This is a genomic window from Pyxidicoccus fallax, assembly GCF_012933655.1.
In the GTDB taxonomy this organism is placed as follows: Bacteria; Myxococcota; Myxococcia; order Myxococcales; family Myxococcaceae; genus Myxococcus; species Myxococcus fallax.
In genome coordinates, this window is the sequence record NZ_JABBJJ010000255.1 from 1 (window position 1) to 18,356 (window position 18,356).

Genomic DNA, 18,356 nt, shown 5'->3' on the forward strand with positions numbered 1-18,356 from the left:
AGAGAGCCGCGTAAGATGTGTTTAAGAGACAGCCTACGGGGCCTTCGGCGTCGACACCGACGGCATGGACCGCTCGGTCAAGCCCGGTGACAACTTCTACCGGCACGTCAACGGCGCGTGGCTCGACAAGACGCAGATTCCCGCCGACCGCTCCAGCTACGGCATGTTCACCGCGCTGTCGGAGCAGGCCGACCAGCGCTCGCGCGAGCTCATCGAGGCGCAGACCCAGGCCCCCGAGGGCAGCGAGGCCCGCAAGATTGGCGACTTCTTCGCCACCTTCCTCGACGAGGCCACCATCGAGGCCAAGGGCATCGCCCCGCTGAAGCCCGAGCTGGACCGCATCGCGGCCATCGCCAACAAGAAGGCCCTGTCCACCGAGCTGGGCTCCACGCTTCAGTCCGACGTCGACGCGCTCAACACCGGCCGCATCTACACGGCCAACCTCCTGGGCCTCTGGGTGGTGGAGGACCTGAACGACCCGTCGCGCTACGCCCCCTACCTGCTGCAGGGCGGCCTGGGACTGCCGGACCGCGACTACTACCTCGTCGACAACCCCCGCTTCAAAGAGGTCCGCGAGGCCTACCAGAAGCACATCGCCAACATGATGAAGCTGGCGGGCCTTTCCGAGCCGGAGGCTCGCGCCGCCCGCGTCTTCGCCCTGGAGACCAAGATTGCCAAGGCCCACTGGGCCCAGGTCGACTCGCGCGACATCTCGAAGACGAACAACCCCTGGCCGCGCGAGCAGTTCGCGAAGAAGGCCCCGGGCATCGACTGGAACGCGTACTTCGCCGCCGCCGGGCTCGCGCAGCAGCCGCAGATCATCGTCTGGCAGCCGAGCGCGCTGACGAGCCTGTCCAAGCTGGTCGGCAGCGAGCCAATCCAGGCCTGGAAGGACTGGCTGTCCTTCCGCGCCATCGCCCGGACGGCGCCGGTGCTCCCGAAGGCCTTCGTGGACGAGAGCTTCTCGTTCTACGGCAAGACGCTCTCCGGCGCGCAGAAGCAGCGCGACCGCTGGAAGCGCGGCATCGACTTCACCAACTCCGCGCTGGGCATGGCCGTGGGCAAGCTCTACGTGGAGAAGTACTTCCCGCCGAACGTCAAGGCGGAGGCGGACACCATGGTCCGCAACATCGTGGAGGCGTTCGGCAAGCGCATCGACGCGCTGACCTGGATGTCGCCGGAGACGAAGGCCCGCGCCAAGGAGAAGGTCGGCACGCTGCAGACGAGCATCGGCCACCCGACGAAGTGGCGTGACTACTCGAAGCTGGAGGTCGTCCGTGGGGACGCCTTCGGCAACTTCGAGCGCGCCGCGCGCTTCGAGACGCAGCGCAACCTGAACAAGCTCGGCCAGCCGGTGGACCGGACCGAGTGGTACATGGTGCCGCACCTGGTGAACGCGCTGAACTCGCCGCAGCAGAACTCCATCATCTTCCCCGCCGCCATCCTCCAGCCGCCGTTCTTCGACGCGAACGCCGACCCGGCCGTCAACTACGGCGGCATCGGCGCCGTCATCGGCCACGAAATCGTCCACAGCTTCGACGACACCGGCGCCAAGTTCGACGCGCGCGGCAAGCTGGAGAACTGGTGGACGAAGGAGGACGAGGCCCGCTTCCAGGCCGCGGGCAAGGCCCTCACCGAGCAGTACAACGCGTACAAGCCGCTGCCGGACCTCGCCGTCAATGGCGACCTGACGCTCGGAGAGAACATCGCGGACGTGGCCGGCGTGGCGGTGGCGTATGACGCCTACAAGCTGTCGCTCGGCGGCAAGCCGGCGCCGGTGATTGACGGCTTCTCCGGCGACCAGCGCTTCTTCCTCGGCTTCGCCCAGGTGTGGCGCAACAAGTACCGCGAGCCGATGCTGCGCCGCATCCTGATGACGGACGGGCACTCGCCCGGCGAGTTCCGCGCCGCCACGGTGCGCAACCTCGACACCTGGTACCAGGCCTTCGACGTCCAGCCGGGCCAGGGGCTCTTCCTGACGCCGGAGCAGCGCGTCCGCATCTGGTAGGCCGCGTGCGGTTGCAGTGAATCCACCCACTTCCTCTTGCAGCGGATTTGCAAGGGGAGGTGTGTGGATTTTCGCTTCAGTGTCCAGCGACGACACATGGAGCGACTTCCAGGCAAATTGTGAGGAAGATTCGGAGGTGTTGGCGTCCCACCCATGATGGCCGTGCGGGCCATCTCTTTGTGTGGGGTGCCATGACTTCTACTCACAGGCTGTGTCGCATTGGCGGTTGGCGAGCCCTCCTCGCCGCGCTGTTCCTCGTCGGTTTCGCGGCGTCACGCGCCGCGTCAGCGGCTCCCTTCACTCTCTTCGAGAGCGGGCAGGTCCGGCCGCTCGCGCTCTCCCCCAACGGGAAGCTCCTCTTCGCCGCCAACACCCCCGACAACCGCCTGGAAGTCTTCCAGGTGGCGGAAAGTGGCCTCACCCACCGCGCCTCCATCCCCGTCGGCCTGGAGCCCGTCGCCGTCGCCGCCCGCTCCAATGACGAGGTCTGGGTGGTCAACCACCTGTCGGACAGCATCAGCGTCGTGCGGCTCGATTCCTCCGGCGGCACCGTGGTGCGCACGCTGCTCGTCGGGGACGAGCCTCGCGACATCGTCTTCGGCGGCACCGGCCGCAAGCGCGCCTTCATCACCGCCGCTCACCGCGGGCAGAACGTTCCGTTCGACCCGCAGCTGACCACCGAGGGCGTGGGCCGCGCCGATGTCTGGGTCTTCGACGCCGACAACCTGGGCGCCTCGCTGGGCGGCAATCCGCTCAACATCATCACCCTCTTTGGCGACACGCCCCGCGCGCTCACGGTGACGCCGGACGGCTCGCGCGTGTACGCGGCCGTGTTCAACTCCGGCAACCGCACCACGACGCTCAACGAGGGCCTCGTGCCCGACGGTGGCGAGGCGGCCGGCGGCGTGCCCGGTCCGAACACCAACTTCCAGGGCGTGCGCGGGCCGGAGGTCGCCCTCATCCTCAAGCACAACGGCCAGGACTGGCTGGACGTGCTGGGCCGTCCGTGGACGGACAAGGTGCGGTTCACCCTGCCGGACAAGGACGTCTTCGCCATCAACGCCAACGCCAACCCGCCGGTGCAGGTCTCGGGACCCTCCGGCTTCTACACCGGCGTGGGCACCGTCCTGTTCAACATGGCCGTCAACCCGGTGAACGGGAAGGTGTACGTCAGCAACACCGAGGCCCGGAACGATTTGCGCTTCGAGGGCCCGGGCATCTTCGGCGGGCGGACCCTCCGTGGCCACATCCACGAGAGCCGCATCACCGTGCTCGGCCCGAACGGCGTCACCCCGCGCCACCTCAACAAGCACATCAACCATGGCGCGTGCTGCGCGCCCGTGCCCAACGCCGAGAGCGAGAAGAGCCTCGCGCAGCCGCTGGGCATGGCGGTGACGTCCGATGGCGCGACGCTGTACGTGACCGCGTTCGGCTCGTCGAAGCTCGGCGTCTACTCCACGGCCGCCCTGGAGGCGGACACCTTCGTGCCGAGCACGGCGAATCAGGTCGAGCTGAGCGGCGGCGGCCCCACGGGCCTCGTGCTGGATGAGGCCCGCCGGCGTCTCTATGTGCTCACGCGCTTCGACAACGCCATCTCCGTGGTCAGCACGACTTCGCGCCAGGAGGTGGCGCACGTGCGCATGTTCAACCCGGAGCCGGCGAGCGTGGTGGCGGGGCGGCCGTTCCTCTACGACGCACGGAACAGCTCCAGCCACGGCGACTCGTCGTGCGCGAGCTGCCACATCTTCGGCGACTTCGATGGACTGGCCTGGGACCTGGGCAATCCGGATGGCGTCGTGAAGGCCAACCCGCTCCCCATCGTTCCCGTGCTGCCGGAGTTCGGTGACGACCCGACGCTCGGCCAGGACACCTCGTTCCACCCGCTGAAGGGTCCCATGGTGACGCAGAGCCTGCGCGGCATGGCCAACCACGGCCCCATGCACTGGCGCGGCGACCGGAACGGTGGCGACAACGGCCCCAGCATCCAGCCCAACGGTGGCGCGTACGACGAGGCCGCGGCCTTCAAGGCCTTCAACCCGGCGTTCGTGGACCTGCTGGGGCGCAGCGCTCAGCTCACCTCCGCCGAGATGCAGAAGTTCACCGACTTCATCCTGCAGGTCGCCTACCCGCCCAACCCCATCCGCAACCTGGACAACTCGCTGACGCCCGCTCAGCAGGCGGGGCGGCAGTTCTTCTTCGACGTCACGAGCTCCACCAACGGCCCGTGCCAGGCCTGCCACCGCGTAGACCCCAACGCCAACCCCAGCGCGGGCGCCTTCAAGGGCTTCTTCGGCACGGAGGGCAAGTCGTCCTTCGACGCGGCGAGGCAGTTCCCCCGGGTGCCGCACCTGCGGAACATGTACCAGAAGGTCGGCATGTTCGGCGTGGCGTTCCCCGTGGGCTCGGTGCCCGCCGACCCCTTCCTCGGCGAGCAGATCCGCGGCTTCGGCTTCAACAGCGACGGGACGATTCCCACGCTGTTCCAGTTCAGCAGCGGCTTCGACGTCGCCCTCACCAACCCCGGTGGCATTCCCCACACACCCGAGGGCACGCTCGCCAAGCGGAACATGGAGCAGTACATGCTGGCCTTCGAGAGCAACCTGGCGCCCATCGTCGGGCAGCAGGTGACGCTCACCCGGACCAACGGGGCCGTGGCCGGCCCCCGCATCAATCTGTTGCGGCAGCGCGCGGACGCGGGCGAGTGCGACCTGGTGGCGAAGGGCCGCATCTGGGGACAGGAGCTGGGGTTCCTCTACCTGGGAGGGGGCCAGTTCGCGGGGGACCGGCAGGCGATGCCCCACGTCGGGGACGCGGCGCTCCGCTCCGCCATCACCGCGAACAGTGGCGCGCTGACGTACACCTGCGTGCCTCCGGGCTCGGGGATGCGCATCGGCATCGACCGCGACCTGGACGGTGTGCTCGACGGGGACGAATGAGCGGCGAATCCTGACCTGCTGGGGACTGTCCCGTTTTCAATAGTTTGCCTACTGTGCGCCTCGCGCGACCCGCGCGCCTTCGTGCCTCCGTATTCCCACTGGCACGACGTCCGACACCTCGAGCGAGACACCATGAAGGCCCCCAGCACGGCGATTCGCCGTGGCATCTCCACCGTCATGCTCACGGCGATGTTGTTCGTGAGCTTCACCGCCTCAGCCAACCCCTTCACCCTCTTCGAGAGCGGCCAGGTCCGACCCCTGGCCCTCTCACCCAACGGCAGGCTGCTCTTCGCCGTCAACACCCCCGACAACCGCCTGGAGGTGTTCCAGGTGGAGAGCAGCGGCCTCACCCATCGCACCTCCATCCCCGTCGGCCTGGAGCCCGTCGCCGTCGCCGCGCGGACCAACGAAGAAGTCTGGGTCGTCAACCACCTGTCCGACAGCGTCAGCGTCGTGCGACTCGACTCCGCTGGCGGCACCGTGGTGCGCACGCTGCTCGTCGGTGACGAGCCTCGCGACATCGTCTTCGGCGGCACCGGCCGCAAGCGCGCCTTCATCACCGCCGCCCACCGTGGGCAGAACGTCCCGTTCGACCCGCAGCTGACCACCGAGGGCGTGGGCCGCGCCGACGTCTGGGTCTTCGACGCCGACAACCTGGGCGCCTCGCTGGGCGGCAACCCGCTCAACATCATCACCCTCTTCGGCGACACGCCTCGCGCGCTCGCGGTGACGCCGGATGGCTCGCGCGTGTACGCGGCCGTGTTCCACTCCGGCAACCGCTCCTCCGTGGTGCACGAGAGCCTCGTGCCCAACGGCGGCGAGGCGGCCGGCGGCGTGCCCGGTCCCAACACCAACATCCAGGGCATCCCCGCGCCGGAGACCTCCGTCCTCGTGCGCTACAACGGCCAGGACTGGCTCGACGTGCTGGGCCGCTCGTGGACGGCGCAGATGCCCTTCTCCCTGCCGGACAAGGACGTCTTCGCCATCAACGCCAACGCGAACCCGCCGGTGCAGGTCTCCGGCTCCGCCGGCTTCTACACGGGCGTGGGCACCATCCTGTTCAACATGGCCGTCAACCCGGTGAACGGGAAGGTGTACGTCAGCAACACCGAGGGCCGGAACGACCTGCGCTTCGAGGGCCCCGGCGTCTTCGGCGGGCAGACCCTCCGTGGCCACATCCACGAGAGCCGCATCACCGTGCTCGGCGCCGGCAGCGTGGCGCCCCGGCACCTGAACAAGCACATCAACTACGACGTGTGCTGCGCGCCCGCCCCCAACGCGGAGAGCGAGAAGAGCCTCGCGCAGCCGCTGGGCATGGCGGTGACGGCCGACGGCGCGACGCTGTACGTGGCCGCGTTCGGCTCGTCGAAGCTCGGCGTCTACTCCACGGCGGCGCTGGAGGCGGACACCTTCGTGCCGAGCACTGCGAATCAGATCGAGCTGAGCGGTGGTGGCCCCACGGGCCTCGTGCTGGATGAGGCGCGCGGCCGGCTGTACGTGCTCACGCGCTTCGACAACGCCATCTCCGTGGTCAACACCACCTCGCGCCAGGAGGTGGCGCACGTGTCCATGTTCAGCCCGGAGCCGGCGGACGTGGTGGCGGGACGTTCGTTCCTCTACGACGCGCGGAACAGCTCCAGCCACGGCGACTCGTCGTGCGGCAGCTGCCACATCTTCGGCGACTTCGACAGCCTGACGTGGGACCTGGGCAACCCGGACGGGCTCGTGAAGGCCAACTTCAACCCCGTGGTGCCGGTGCTGCCGGAGTTCGGCCCGGACGGCACGTTCGGCCAGGACACCTCGTTCCACCCGCTGAAGGGCCCCCTGGCCACGCAGAGCCTGCGCGGCATGGCCAACCACGGCGCCATGCACTGGCGCGGAGACCGCACGGCGGGCGACTCGGCTCCCAGCGTGCAGCCCAATGGCGGCGCCTATGACGAGGCCGCGGCGTTCAAGCAGTTCAACCCGGCGTTCATGGACCTGCTGGGCCGCAGCTCGCAGCTCACCCCGGAGGAGATGGAGAAGTTCACCCAGTTCATCCTCCAGGTCGTCTACCCGCCCAACCCCATCCGTAACCTGGACAACTCGCTGACGCCGGAGCAGCAGGCGGGCCGCGACTTCTTCTTCGGCACCACGAGCTTCTTCCACGGCTCGTGCGAGTCCTGCCACCGCGTGGACGTGAATGCCAATCCCGAGGAGGGCCCGTTGTTCAAGGGCTTCTTCGGCACGGACGGCAAGTCGTCCTTCGACGCGGAGCCGCTGTTCCCCAAGGTCCCGCACCTGCGGAACATGTACCAGAAGGTCGGCATGTTCGGCGCGGGCTTCCCCTTCGGCACCTCGCCCGCGGACACGTTCCTGGGTGACCAGGTGCGTGGCATCGGCTTCAACAGCGACGGCGCGATTCCCACGCTGTTCCACTTCAACAGCGGGTTCGACTTCGACCCCATCTTCAACGCCGTGGGCATCCCCCACACGCCGGAGGGCTTCGCGGCGAAGAAGAACATGGAGCTGTACATGCTGGCCTTCGAGAGCAACCTGGCGCCCATCGTCGGGCAGCAGGTGACGCTCACCCCGGCCAACGCGGCCGTGGCCGGTCCCCGCATCAACCTGCTGCGGCAGCGTGCGAACGCAGGCGAGTGCGACCTCGTCGCGAAGGGGCGCATCTCGGGCCATGCGGTGGGCTTCCTGTACGTGGGTGGCGGCCAGTTCAAGCTGGACCGGCAGGCGCAGGCGCCCGTGTCCGACGCGGTCGTGCGGCAGGCCGTCGCTCAGCGCAACGGCGTGCTGACGTACACGTGCACGCCGCCAGGCTCGGGTACGCGCATCGGCATCGACCGGGACCTGGATGGCATCCTGGATGGAGACGAGGGCGCGGCGGTGAGCGCTCCGCTGGACCTCCGCGTCGCCACCGAGTGAGCGCGGGCTGGCGCGGGTGACCGCGTCTGTTGTTCGTCACATCGGCTGCCCGGGAACTCTTCCGGGCAGCCGTTTTTCGTTCCGGCCGTGGCTGCTACGGTCGGTCTTCCCGCTCACCCTTTCGGAGACCGGACATGATTGCCCTCGGACCGACGCTCGAGACTCCGCGCCTCATTCTGCGTCCTCCCATGCAGGAGGACCTGGATGGCTTCGCGGAGATGGCGAGCAACCCGGAGTCCGCGCGCTTCCTCGGCGGCGTGGGGCCCCGCGAGGTGGCGTGGCGGGGCATGGCCACCATGGCGGGCTCGTGGGCACTGCTGGGCTTCGGGATGTTCTCCGTGCTGGAGAAGTCCACGGGCCGCTGGGTGGGCCGCGTGGGGCCGTGGAAGCCGGAGGGCTGGCCGGGCACGGAGGTGGGCTGGGGCCTGCGTTACGACGCTTGGGGCAAGGGCTACGCCACCGAGGCGGCGACGGCGACCATCGACTGGGCTTTCGACCACCTCGGCTGGACGGAGGTCATCCACTGCATCGTCCCGGAGAACACGCCGTCCCAGGCGGTCGCCCGCCGGCTGGGCTCGCGGCTGCTGGGCCCCGGCAAGATGCCGCCTCCCCACGAAACCCTGGTCATCGACATCTGGGGGCAGAGCCGCGAGGAGTGGCGGGCCCGGCGGAAGTAACGAGCCCTGGGTCGCCTCACGTGTCGAAGCGGAAGGCAGTCTCTTTGGCGGAGGCGCGCGCCGCGAACCGCTGGCAGAACCGGTTCAGCGCCGCATAGCCGGCGGTGGGCAGCACCTCGCGGAACTCCAGGTGCTGCACGAGGCAGAAGAGCGTGACCTCCAGGTAGCTCAAATCGCGCTGTGCCGGCAGCGCGGCGAGCGCGGCCTCCGCGTTCTCCTCCAGCCACGCCAGCATGTTGAGCAGGCTCGTCCGCAGCTTGACCGGGTGAGCACCGCCCTCGCTGGCGCCTCCCACCTTGGCCATGACGAGCGACACCTCCGTCGCCATCGCCTGGAGCACCAGCTCCTGCGCGTTGGCGGTCACCGGCGCGTCCAGGTCCTCCGGCCAGACCACATGCAGCTTGCGGCCCGACTGCCGCCACAGCTCGCGGGAGATGTTGAGCGCACCGAACCAGACCCCCTGGGGCGTCTTCAGATTGGGTATCCGGAGCGCGGGGTTGCCCCCGTAGTCCTCCGCATTCGAGGACATGAGGTCGCGGACCACCTGGAAGTCGTAAGCGACGCCCAGCTCCGCGGCGAAGATCCGCGTGATGCGGGTGAAGTGAGAGCTCGAACGGCCAATGATGACGGACCGATTGGCCACATCGCTCTGAGCAGGCATGGGGTTCCTCCGGGGCGGAAGGCAGACGGCTCGGCGCATCATGCCCGCTTGCCCGCCTCCTGGGGGTGCTGGCGCCCAAATCGTCAGGAAAGTCAGGAAGTTGAGAGACCGGTCAGGCGCGTGCTACGACCGGCGGCGGCCAGCTTCTCCTCCCCCGTCCTGGCCACCACCGGAGCCGGTCTTCCATGAGTGAGCGCAACGACGTCCCGCGGACCCATGCACCCGTGGCCTCGCCTCCCCTGCCCGGAGCGTCCGCGAAGCCGGCAACGTCGGCCACCGAGGTGCTCGCCCAGGCCGCCACCCAGCTCCCCGCGCCCAACACCAGCGCCGAGGACGAGGCCCGCGAGCGCATCGCCTCCCTGGAGCGCGAGGCGAAGGCCCTCAGCGCCACGGACGCGCAGGCCGCCGCCCTCCTCTTCCACGAGGTGGGTCTGCTCTGGGAGGAGCCCCTCAAGAACCCGCGCAACGCGGCCGTCGCATTCCAGAACGCCTACAAGCTGGCGCCCCGGTACCTCGTCAACATCCGCGCCGCGCGCCGCCTCTTCGCGGACGTGGGCAACTGGCAGATGGTCATCCAGCTGCTCGACGCGGAGCTGACCGCCACCGAGGACACCCGCCTCCAGGCCGCCCTCCTCTTCGAGAAGGGCCTCATCCTCCAGGAGCGCCTGTCCCGCGACGAGGAGTCCACCGCCTGCCTGCGGCAGTGCCTGGAGCGCCGGCCCACCGACGTCGTCATCCTCACCCAGCTCGAGTCCGTCTACGCCGCGCGCAACGACGCCCCCGCGCTGGTCGAGGCGTACCGGCTCCTGTCCTACGCCGTGCAGCAGCCGTCGCTGCGCGCGCACTACCTCACCACCGCGGGCCTCCTGCTGGAGGAGCGCCTCAAGCAGCGCGACGCCGCCGCCACCCTCTTCCGCGAGGCCTTCGCCCTCGACAAGTCGGACCTGCAGCTGCTCGCCGCCATGAAGCGGCTGTCCGAGCGCGAGGGCCGCACCGACGAGCTGCTCGACGTGCTCGCCGCCGAGGCCACCGCCCTGGGCGCGCAGGCCGCTCCCGCGTACCTGCAGATCGCCAAGGTGTGCGAGCGCGCGGGCCGCAAGGAAGAGGCGCTGGCCGCGCTGCTGGACGCGCGCAGCGTGGCGCCCCATGAGCCGCTGGTGCTCAGCGAGCTGGCCGGCATCTACGAGGCCCAGGGCCGCTTCGAGGAGCTGGCGGACGTGCTGCTGGCGCGCGTGGGCTCGCTCAACGACGAGAGCGAGCTGGTGGCCACCAACCTCCGGCTGGCCGCGCTGTACGAGGAGACGCTGAAGCGCGAGGCGGACGCGGCGGCGCGCTATCAAGCCATCGTCGCGCGCATCCCCGGCCACTCGGCGGCGCTCGCGGGCCTGGGCAAGCTGTACTACCGGATGCAGAACTGGGAGGGGCTCGTCTCCGTGTTCGACGCGGAGGTGGCCGCCGCCGAGGACGCCAAGCAGAAGGCCGCCCGCATGTACAAGGCGGCGGAGATTCTGGAGGAGCGGCTGGGCAAGCAGGAGGACGCCATCGCCCGCTACAACACCTGCCTCCAACTGCAGCCCGGCTACCTCCCCGCGCAGAAGGCCCTCACCCGCCTCTACGAGCGCCAGGGCCGCTTCGCGGAGCTGGTGGCCATGTACGAGCAGGACCTGCTCCAGACCTCGGACCGCGACCAACTCATCACCACGCTGAACAAGATGGCGGTGGTGTATGAGGACCGCCTGGGCGACCTGGACCACGCCGTCGAGTGCATGAAGCGCATCCTCGACCTGGCGTCGGACCACCTGCCCACCATCCGCAATCTCGCGCGGCTGTACGAGCGGGCACAGCGCTACCGCGAGCTGCTGGAGACGAATGACCTGGAGGCGTCGCTCGCGGGCGACACCAAGCAGGTGCTGTCGCTCCTGCACCGCAACGCGGAGATTCTCGACGAGCACCTGAAGGACCGCGCGGGCGCCATCACCGCGTACGAGCGCGTGCTGGCGCTGTCCCCGTCCTACCTGCCCGCGCTCAAGGCGCTGGGCCGGCTGTACGCGCAGGACGGCCGGTGGGCGAAGCTCATCGACATGTACCGGGCGGAGTCGGAGTCCTCCGTCTCCACCGATGCGGCCGCGGCGCTCATCTACAAGATTGGCGAGCTGTACGAGCAGCGGCTGCAGCAGGAAAATGAGGCCATCGCCTCCTACCAGGAGGCGCTGATGCTGGCGCCCAGCTACTTCCCGGCGCTGCGCGCGCTGGCCCGCATCTACCGGCTCAACGGCGCGTGGGAGAGCCTCGTCGAGGTGCTGCGCGCCGAGGCCGCCAACCGCACCGACCCGCTGGAGCGCGCCAACGCCCTCTACCAGGCGGCCACCATCTGGGAGGACCAGCTCCAGCGGCCGGAGCTGGCCATCGAGACGTACCAGGAGGTGCTGCGCCTGACGCCGGGCCACGCCGCCACGCTGCGCGCCCTGGAGCGGCTGTACCTCGCCCAGGACAACGTGAAGGAGCTGGTGGCCATCCTCGACCGCGAGACGCAGGTGGGCGGCACGCCCGCGGCCAAGGTGACGGCGTACCTCAAGCTGGCGCGGCTGTACCTGGACCGCTTCCAGGAGCCGTCTCGCGCGGCCCAGTGCAGCGAGGCCGTGCTGACGCTGGAGCCGGGCAACCTCACCGCCCTCACGCTGCTGGAGCGCATCCGCGCCGCGGACCGCCCGCGCCGCGCCGAGCTGCGCCAGCGCATCGCCGAGCGCGTGACTGACCCGCGCCTGGCCACCGCGCTGCGCCTGTCCGCCGCGCTCGACCTGGACAAGAGCCCCGCCGAGGGGACGCTGGAGGCGTACAAGCGCGCCTTCGAGGCCGACCCGGGCGACGGGCGGCTGGCCTTCGTGCTGGAGCGCGGGCTCAAGCAGGCCGGGGACTCGCACGGCCTGGCCCGCCTCTACACCATGCGGCTGGCGGCGGCGCAGGACGCCGAAGAGGCGCTGGAGATGCTGCTGCGCACCGCGGAGCTGGCGGACGGGCGCTTCAACGACCTGGAGCGCGCGACGGCCCTCTACCGTCAGGCGCTGGAGCTGCAGCCGCAGTGCCTGCCGGCGCTGCAGGGCGCGCGGCGCGTGGCGCTCAAGCGCGGCGACGTGGCCGGGGCGCGCGCCCACCTGGAGGCCGAGGCCCGCGCCAGCAAGGACCCGCGCGGCGCCATCGACGCGCTCATCGCCGCGGCCAAGCTGGCGGCGGGACGGCAGGGAGACTCGGAGGGCGCGGCGGCCCTGTACCGGCAGGCGCTGGAGAAGGACCCGCTGCACCCGGGCGCGCAGGCAGGCCTGGAGGAGCTGCTCGCGCAGCGCGGTGGCTCGGCGGACCTGGCGGCGCTGCAGGAGCGGCGCGGCGAGGCGAAGCTGGCGCAGCGCGACGGCGCGTCGGCGGCCGCGGCCTTCGTCGCGGCGGCGCGGCTGTACCACTCGGCGCTGCATGACCGGACCCGGGCGCTGGCGCAGCTGGAGAAGGCGCTGACCGCGCAGCCGGGCTTCCCGGAGGCGCTGGAGCTGCGCGGCTCGCTGCTGCTGGAGGCGCAGCAGTACGCCGAGGCGGCGGCCATGCTGAGCCAGCGCGTGCAGCAGGGCGGAGACCCGCGCGTGCTGGCCCAGCTCCACCTGACGCTGGGCACGCTGTACGCGACGCACCTGCACGACGCGGGACGGGCCGCGGCCCACCTGCAGACGGTGCTGGTCACCCTGCCCCGCAACGTGGAGGCGCTGGAGCGGCTGGCCGCGCTGCACGCGCAGGGCCGCAACTGGACGGGCGCGGTGGACTGCCTGCACAAGCTCCTGCAGCAGGACCTGCCGCCGGAGTCCCGCGCGCGCTTCACGCTGGAGCTGGCGCGTACCTATGACGAGGGCCTGGGCGACGCGGCGGCGGCCACCCCGCTCTACCGCCGCGCGCTGGAGCTGTCTCCGGGCAACCCCGCGCTGGTGGAGCGGCTGGTGACGCTGTACGAGCGCGCCCGCAACCTGCCGGAGCTGGCGCAGCTGCTGGAGGTGCAGGCCCAGACGCAGGCGGCCGTGGACCCGAAGCGGGCGGCGGCGCTGCGCTCTCGGGTGGCGGACCTGTACGCGGGCCCGCTGGCCGAGCCGGCGCGGGCCACGGGCCTCTACCGGCAGGTGGTGGACGCGGACGGCACCAACCTCACCGCGCGCGCGGCGCTCGCGGAGCTGTACGCTCGCGACACCTCGTCCGTGCCCATGGCCATCGAGGAGCACCGGCAGATTCTCCGCCAGGACCCGACGCGGGTGGCCAGCCTCCACGCGCTCTTCAAGCTGTGGACGGGCCTGAAGCAGAACGACAAGGCCTTCTGCGCGGCGTCGGTGCTGCAGTTCCTGCGCTCGGCGAACGAGGTGGAGATGGCCTTCTACACGGAGGGCCGCACCCGGCTGGCGCAGGAGGCGCGCGAGGCGCTGACGTCCACGGACGTGGACGGGGTGCTGATGCATCCGGCGTCGCGCGGGCCGCTCCTGGAGGTGCTGCGCGCGGTGGGCGACCAGCTGGAGAAGGTCCACCCGCCGAGCTTCGACATCGTCGGCGTCAACCCGAAGACGGACAAGCTCAAGCCGGACTCCGCGGTGTTCAAGGCGATGCGCGCGGTGGCGCAGGTCTTCGGCGTGGAGGAGTTCGAGGCGTACCAGGCGCGGCGCGGGCTGGCGGTGCTGGAGACGACGGAGCCGCTGTCGGTGTGCATCGGCCAGGACGTGGTGCGGCGCTTCAACGCGCGTGAGCAGAAGTTCCTGCTCGGGCGCGCGGCGCTGGGCCTGCTGAACAAGGCGGCGGTGCTGGCGAAGCTGTCGCAGGGCGAGACGGCGGACCTGTTCGGCAGCTCCATCCGCATCCACGCGCCGCAGTTCAGCGCGCTGGGCCGGCGCAACGAGGAGACGGTGAAGCAGCTGCGCAAGGCGTACTCGCGCAAGGCGCTCAAGGCGCTGGAGGTTCCGGCGATGGCGCTGGGCGACGCGCCGAAGGTGGAGCTGGCGCCGTGGCTGGACGCGCTGGACTTCTCGGCGGACCGGGCGGGCCTGCTCATCTGCGGCGACGTGACGGTGGGCCTGAGCATGGTGCTTCGCGAGGACCCGAACTTCGCGGGCGCGAAGCTGGACTCGGCCGAGCCGGTGGTTCAGGCCGTGCGCGACGGCGAGCGCCTGCGCACCCTGCTGTCCTGGGCCTTCACGGACGACTTCTTCCGGCTGCGCCAGCGGCTCGGGCTGTCGCTGTAGTCGCCTGGAAGGAAGAGGCAGGCCCGTCAGCTTCGCTCTGCTGGCGGGCCCGCCTGGAATCCCGCGGAGTCGTTCCACCGGTCCACGCGAATGAACCGGAGCCCCTCCGGTGGTGGTGCCAGCGCGAGCACCCGCTCCACCACGGAGGAGTGGAAGAGGTACGTGGAGATTGACTCCTCCAGGACGAAAAGGAGCCGCCGTTCCAGCGGGATGCGCTCCAACACGCGCTCGTCCAGAACGAGTGCGTCGATTCCCATGACCCTGCCATCCTCGTCATCGATGGACAGCACGGAGCGCTGCCGGTCGACGCAAGGGATTTCGTTGTAGACGTGGAGCACCCAGTAGCGGCGCACGTCGTCCTGCTTCACCTTCACGTCCGCCGGTACGAACTGGACGCAGTAGAGGCCCAGTGGCTCCAGCGCCTCCACGATCCGAGAGGAGAACACCGGCTGCGGAAGCGCGTGGTGGTCCACCATCACCGGATTGCGCGGGACTGGCGCGCCCAGTCGCAGCTGTAACGGTTGCGAAATGACGAGAGGCGCTGGCCGCCCCAATCCCACCACCTCGTCTATGTCGAGGAGTGGGTGGCTGTTGTTCGGGGCGCACTCGATGACGTAGTAGTCGGTCTGCATGGCACTCACTCCCCAATGAGAAGGTTGCGCCTCTTCAGGAGGCCACCCGTCACTGCGTGCTCGATGCGGTGCTGCCTCTCGCGCGGGCAGGCTATGGGACTGGGCTTTTGCCGGATGCTCGTCAGCCCCGAGCATCCCTTCCCACCCGGGCCGTAGTCGAGGCCGTCCCGGGTGAGGGTCCAGAGGAACCGCTCCACCTTTTCCAGAATCTCCGCGCTGAGTTTGTCCAGCTTGCGGACCAGCGCGTCCGGGTCTGCGCAGAATTCTCCACGTTCTATGCGCGCCTCGAGCTCGCAGAGCTTCTGCTTCACCGCCTTGGGGTACGGCAGGTGGACGTCAAAAGCATATCCCTCGGCATGGTTCCCTCGATGAACCGCGACGTGCAGTTCGCAGGCAATGGCCATCTTCATCGGCAGGAACACGCCATTCTGCTTTCGGTCCGGGTGGTAGCCGAAGCGCACGCAGAACTGTGCCCACCTGCCATTCTCCAGGGCTTCCAGGCAGATGAGGTGATGGGCCGCCAGTGAGAAGAGCCCCGCGTACCAGGGGTGCGACGAGAGCTCCCGGCCTTCAACCACTCTCGCTCGTCACCGGGCTCAGCCCGTTGATGAGCGTGGCGTTCTCCTTCGACATGGCATTCCCCCCGGAATGCTCCGAAGCCTGACCGACTGTGCGGGTGCGCAAATCACCCTGGCGAGCGGTTGATGCCTGTTGAACGCTGCGCGGACCCTACTCCCGCCGCACCACGGCGCCCTCGGGCAGGCCGCGAACGATGCGCTCCAGGGCCTCGTCCACGGGCCCCGCCTCGGCGAACTCCACGGTGATCTTCACGCGGTAGTCCTTGCCGGGGTCGAACTCCGGATACGAGCCAATGGCCACGTGCGGCATATCCAGCGCCACGCGGTCCAGCACGGCGGCGATTTCGCTCTCGCCCAGGCGCAGGTAGAGGCAGCGCAGCACCACGGGCTTGCCGCTCAGCCGCGCGAGCACCGTCTCCAATTGCATCCGGAAGAGCTGCGGCACCCCGGGCAACAGGTACACGTCATCCACCATCAGCACCGGGAACCAGGAGCCCGCCTGGGGCAGCAGCACCGCGCCCTCCGGCGCGTCCGCCAGCCGCATGCCCTCCGGCGATACCTTTCCCTCGGGCGCCCGCGCGGTGATGAGCTCCACCATCTCCGGCAGCCGCACCACCGGCCGGCCCATGGCCAGGGCCACCGCGCGCACCGTGACGTCGTCGTGCGTGGGGCCGATGCCGCCGCTGGTGAAGACGTAGCGCGCCTTCTGGCGGGCCCGGGCCACCGCGCTGACGATGGCGTCCACGTCGTCCAGGACGATTTCCACCGAGTGCAGGGGGATGCCCACCTCGCGCAGGCGCTTGATGAGATGGGGCCCGTTCAGGTCCTGCACCTTCGCCGTGAGGACCTCGTTGCCGATGATGACCGCCGCTGCGCCGGTGCGCTCCATAGGGAGGGCGGACTCTAGCGCAAGGACTCCCGGGTCGGACGAAACTCGGGGAGGCCGGGGCGAGTGCCTTGCACACTCGTGTTAAAAAGCCGGGCCAGGGGCCGTCACATACCTTGCCGTTCCAGACATCATGAAAGCCATCACCCTTCGAAGTGCTGCTCCCATCCACGCCTCTCTCGCCCTGATGCTGTCTCTCGCCACCCTGGGATGCGGAGGCGATGACGAGCAGCCCGAGCGCGACATGGGCATCGTGCGGGTGCGGTACGGCGACACCTGGAAGGACATCAACGCCGAGGGCAGGCACATGTTCGCGCCCGGCGATATTCCCTTCGATACGACCTTCACCTTCTGTCGCTGGGACACCCGGCGCGAAGACCCCCAGGAGAACACGAAGGGCCTCTGCGTCCACGTGGACTTCGAGTCGTTCCCGGAAGGCGCGGGGCCCGCGACGTACACCCTCGATGGCACGGCCCGGCACCCGGCCGAGTTCCAGTACGTCCTCAACTACGGCACCGAGTTCGAGCCCGGGCCAGCCCACGCGCCGGAGGTGAAGGGCGCCTGGGTCAAGTCTGGCTGCAAGACGGAGGACACCAGCGAGGCCGCGGTCCAGCAGGTCTCCGGTCAGCTCGTGCTCACCGAGAACTCGAAGGACCGCATCGCGGGCCACCTCACGCTGGCGGTCACCGGAAAGACGGGCGGGTTCTGCCCCGGAGACGCCGCCGAGGTGGACATCGACTTCGAGTTCCCGCGCTGACGCCGACGCCGCGGCTTCAGCGCTTGCGGCCGAGCAGCTTGCGAATCTCCTTCATCGAGGCGTCCGTCACCGCCTCGATGCCCTGCTCGCCGTCGATGTGGACGATGCGCTCGCGCTTCTCGCGCAGCTTGATGGCGGCCACGTACTGCTTTGCAATCCGCCGCTGGGCCTCGTCCGCCTCGAACAGCTCCGGCGCTCCGCCCCGGGCCGCGCGCCTGCGGGCCGCCACCTCGGGCGCCACGCCCACGAACAGCGTCAGGTCCGGCGACACCGCGCACGCGTTCACCGCGTCCACCCACTGCATGGGCAGCGACGCGCCCTGGTACGCGAGCGACGACAGCACGTACCGGTCACACAGCACGACCTTCCCCTCCGCCAGCGCCGGCAGCACCCGCGCCGTGAGGTGGTCCGTCCGGTCCGCCGCGAACAGCAGCGCCAGCGTCTCCGGGGACAGCGGCCCCGCGCCTCCAGGCAGCCCCAGCCGCCCCGTGAGCGCCTGCCGAATCATCGTGCCCACGGGCCCGTCGGACGGCTCGCGCGTGGTGAGCACCGCGTGCCCCTCCGCGCGCAGCACGGCCGCCAGCCGCTCCACCTGCGTGGTGGTGCCGGCCCCGTCGAGCCCCTCCAGGACGATGAACCGCCCCTTCCGGACGGCCTTCTTCGCGGCGCTCACCGGGGAAGCAGCGCGGCGGGGTCGTCCAGCCGGAGCTGGCGGCGCAGCTCCAGCATCGACTCGTAGCCCTTCAGCTCCTCCGCCAGCACCTTGCGGCCCGCGCGGTAGCGGCTGAACGCGTACACCACCAGCCCCAGGGACAGCAGGGCCGCGCCCCACGCCAGGAACGGCGTGCGCAGGGAGTCGTAGAAGAGCTTCCCCGCGGCCCCGCCAATCAGCAGGGCGGCGATGGTGGAGACGCCCGCATGGGCGAAGTGCGTCGTGCTCTGACGCACGGACAGGCTCTCCTGGAGCCGGTCGAGCTGGGTCCGCAAATCCTGGGTATCGGCGCTCATCACGGAGCCGCGGACCCTACATCAGCCCTGTCTCTTATA

At 69.8% G+C, this 18,356-nt stretch carries 12 protein-coding genes; 6 read left to right on the forward strand and 6 right to left on the reverse strand.

Features of this window, described 5'->3' with window-relative positions:
• Positions 1–64 precede the first annotated feature (64 nt).
• From HG543_RS37905 to HG543_RS37920, 4 genes are all read left to right on the forward strand, one after another.
• Positions 65–2,008: a M13 family metallopeptidase gene (locus HG543_RS37905; protein ID WP_246357577.1), complete on the forward strand. Its 1,944-nt coding sequence runs from the start codon at positions 65–67 to the stop codon at positions 2,006–2,008.
• Between the two features lie 191 nt (positions 2,009–2,199).
• Complete coding sequence (locus HG543_RS37910) at positions 2,200–4,944, forward strand: YncE family protein (RefSeq protein WP_169349807.1); 2,745 nt, start codon at positions 2,200–2,202, stop codon at positions 4,942–4,944.
• 132 nt (positions 4,945–5,076) lie between these two features.
• Positions 5,077–7,860 (forward strand): YncE family protein, encoded by a 2,784-nt coding sequence (locus tag HG543_RS37915; protein ID WP_169349808.1) that lies wholly within the window; start codon positions 5,077–5,079, stop codon positions 7,858–7,860.
• 134 nt (positions 7,861–7,994) lie between these two features.
• On the forward strand, positions 7,995–8,537 hold the full coding sequence (locus HG543_RS37920; RefSeq protein WP_169349809.1) for a GNAT family N-acetyltransferase: 543 nt from the start codon (positions 7,995–7,997) through the stop codon (positions 8,535–8,537).
• Between the two features lie 16 nt (positions 8,538–8,553).
• Here the strand turns inward: HG543_RS37920 and HG543_RS37925 are convergent, their stop codons facing one another.
• Entirely contained in the window at positions 8,554–9,198 is a 645-nt protein-coding gene (locus HG543_RS37925) for a glutathione S-transferase N-terminal domain-containing protein (RefSeq protein ID WP_169349810.1), read from the reverse strand.
• Between the two features lie 185 nt (positions 9,199–9,383).
• On the opposite strand from HG543_RS37925, the gene HG543_RS37930 reads away from it, so the two are divergent.
• Complete coding sequence (locus tag HG543_RS37930; protein WP_169349811.1) at positions 9,384–14,456, forward strand: tetratricopeptide repeat protein; 5,073 nt, start codon at positions 9,384–9,386, stop codon at positions 14,454–14,456.
• A 26-nt stretch (positions 14,457–14,482) separates the two neighbouring features.
• Here HG543_RS37930 and HG543_RS37935 read toward each other — a convergent pair whose 3' ends face one another.
• The 3 genes from HG543_RS37935 to HG543_RS37945 form a co-directional block, all read right to left on the reverse strand.
• A complete protein-coding gene (locus HG543_RS37935) occupies positions 14,483–15,088 on the reverse strand; it encodes an imm11 family protein (RefSeq protein ID WP_169349812.1) in 606 nt (201 codons plus the stop codon).
• Between the two features lie 5 nt (positions 15,089–15,093).
• Positions 15,094–15,666 carry an AHH domain-containing protein gene (locus HG543_RS37940; RefSeq protein ID WP_169349813.1) on the reverse strand — a complete coding sequence of 191 codons (573 nt, stop codon included), beginning with the start codon at positions 15,664–15,666 and terminating at the stop codon, positions 15,094–15,096.
• Positions 15,667–15,817: 151 nt separating this feature from the next.
• Positions 15,818–16,555 carry a competence/damage-inducible protein A gene (locus HG543_RS37945; RefSeq protein ID WP_169349814.1) on the reverse strand — a complete coding sequence of 246 codons (738 nt, stop codon included), beginning with the start codon at positions 16,553–16,555 and terminating at the stop codon, positions 15,818–15,820.
• A 130-nt stretch (positions 16,556–16,685) separates the two neighbouring features.
• Here HG543_RS37945 and HG543_RS37950 point away from each other — a divergent pair, with 130 nt between their 5' ends.
• A complete protein-coding gene (locus HG543_RS37950) occupies positions 16,686–17,309 on the forward strand; it encodes a hypothetical protein (RefSeq protein ID WP_169349815.1) in 624 nt (207 codons plus the stop codon).
• 16 nt (positions 17,310–17,325) lie between these two features.
• Here HG543_RS37950 and tmk read toward each other — a convergent pair whose 3' ends face one another.
• Complete coding sequence (tmk, locus tag HG543_RS37955) at positions 17,326–17,982, reverse strand: dTMP kinase (protein ID WP_169349816.1); 657 nt, start codon at positions 17,980–17,982, stop codon at positions 17,326–17,328.
• Entirely contained in the window at positions 17,979–18,317 is a 339-nt protein-coding gene (locus HG543_RS37960; RefSeq protein ID WP_169349817.1) for a hypothetical protein, read from the reverse strand. Before HG543_RS37960 ends, tmk begins: the two co-directional genes overlap by 4 nt.
• Positions 18,318–18,356 lie beyond the last annotated feature (39 nt).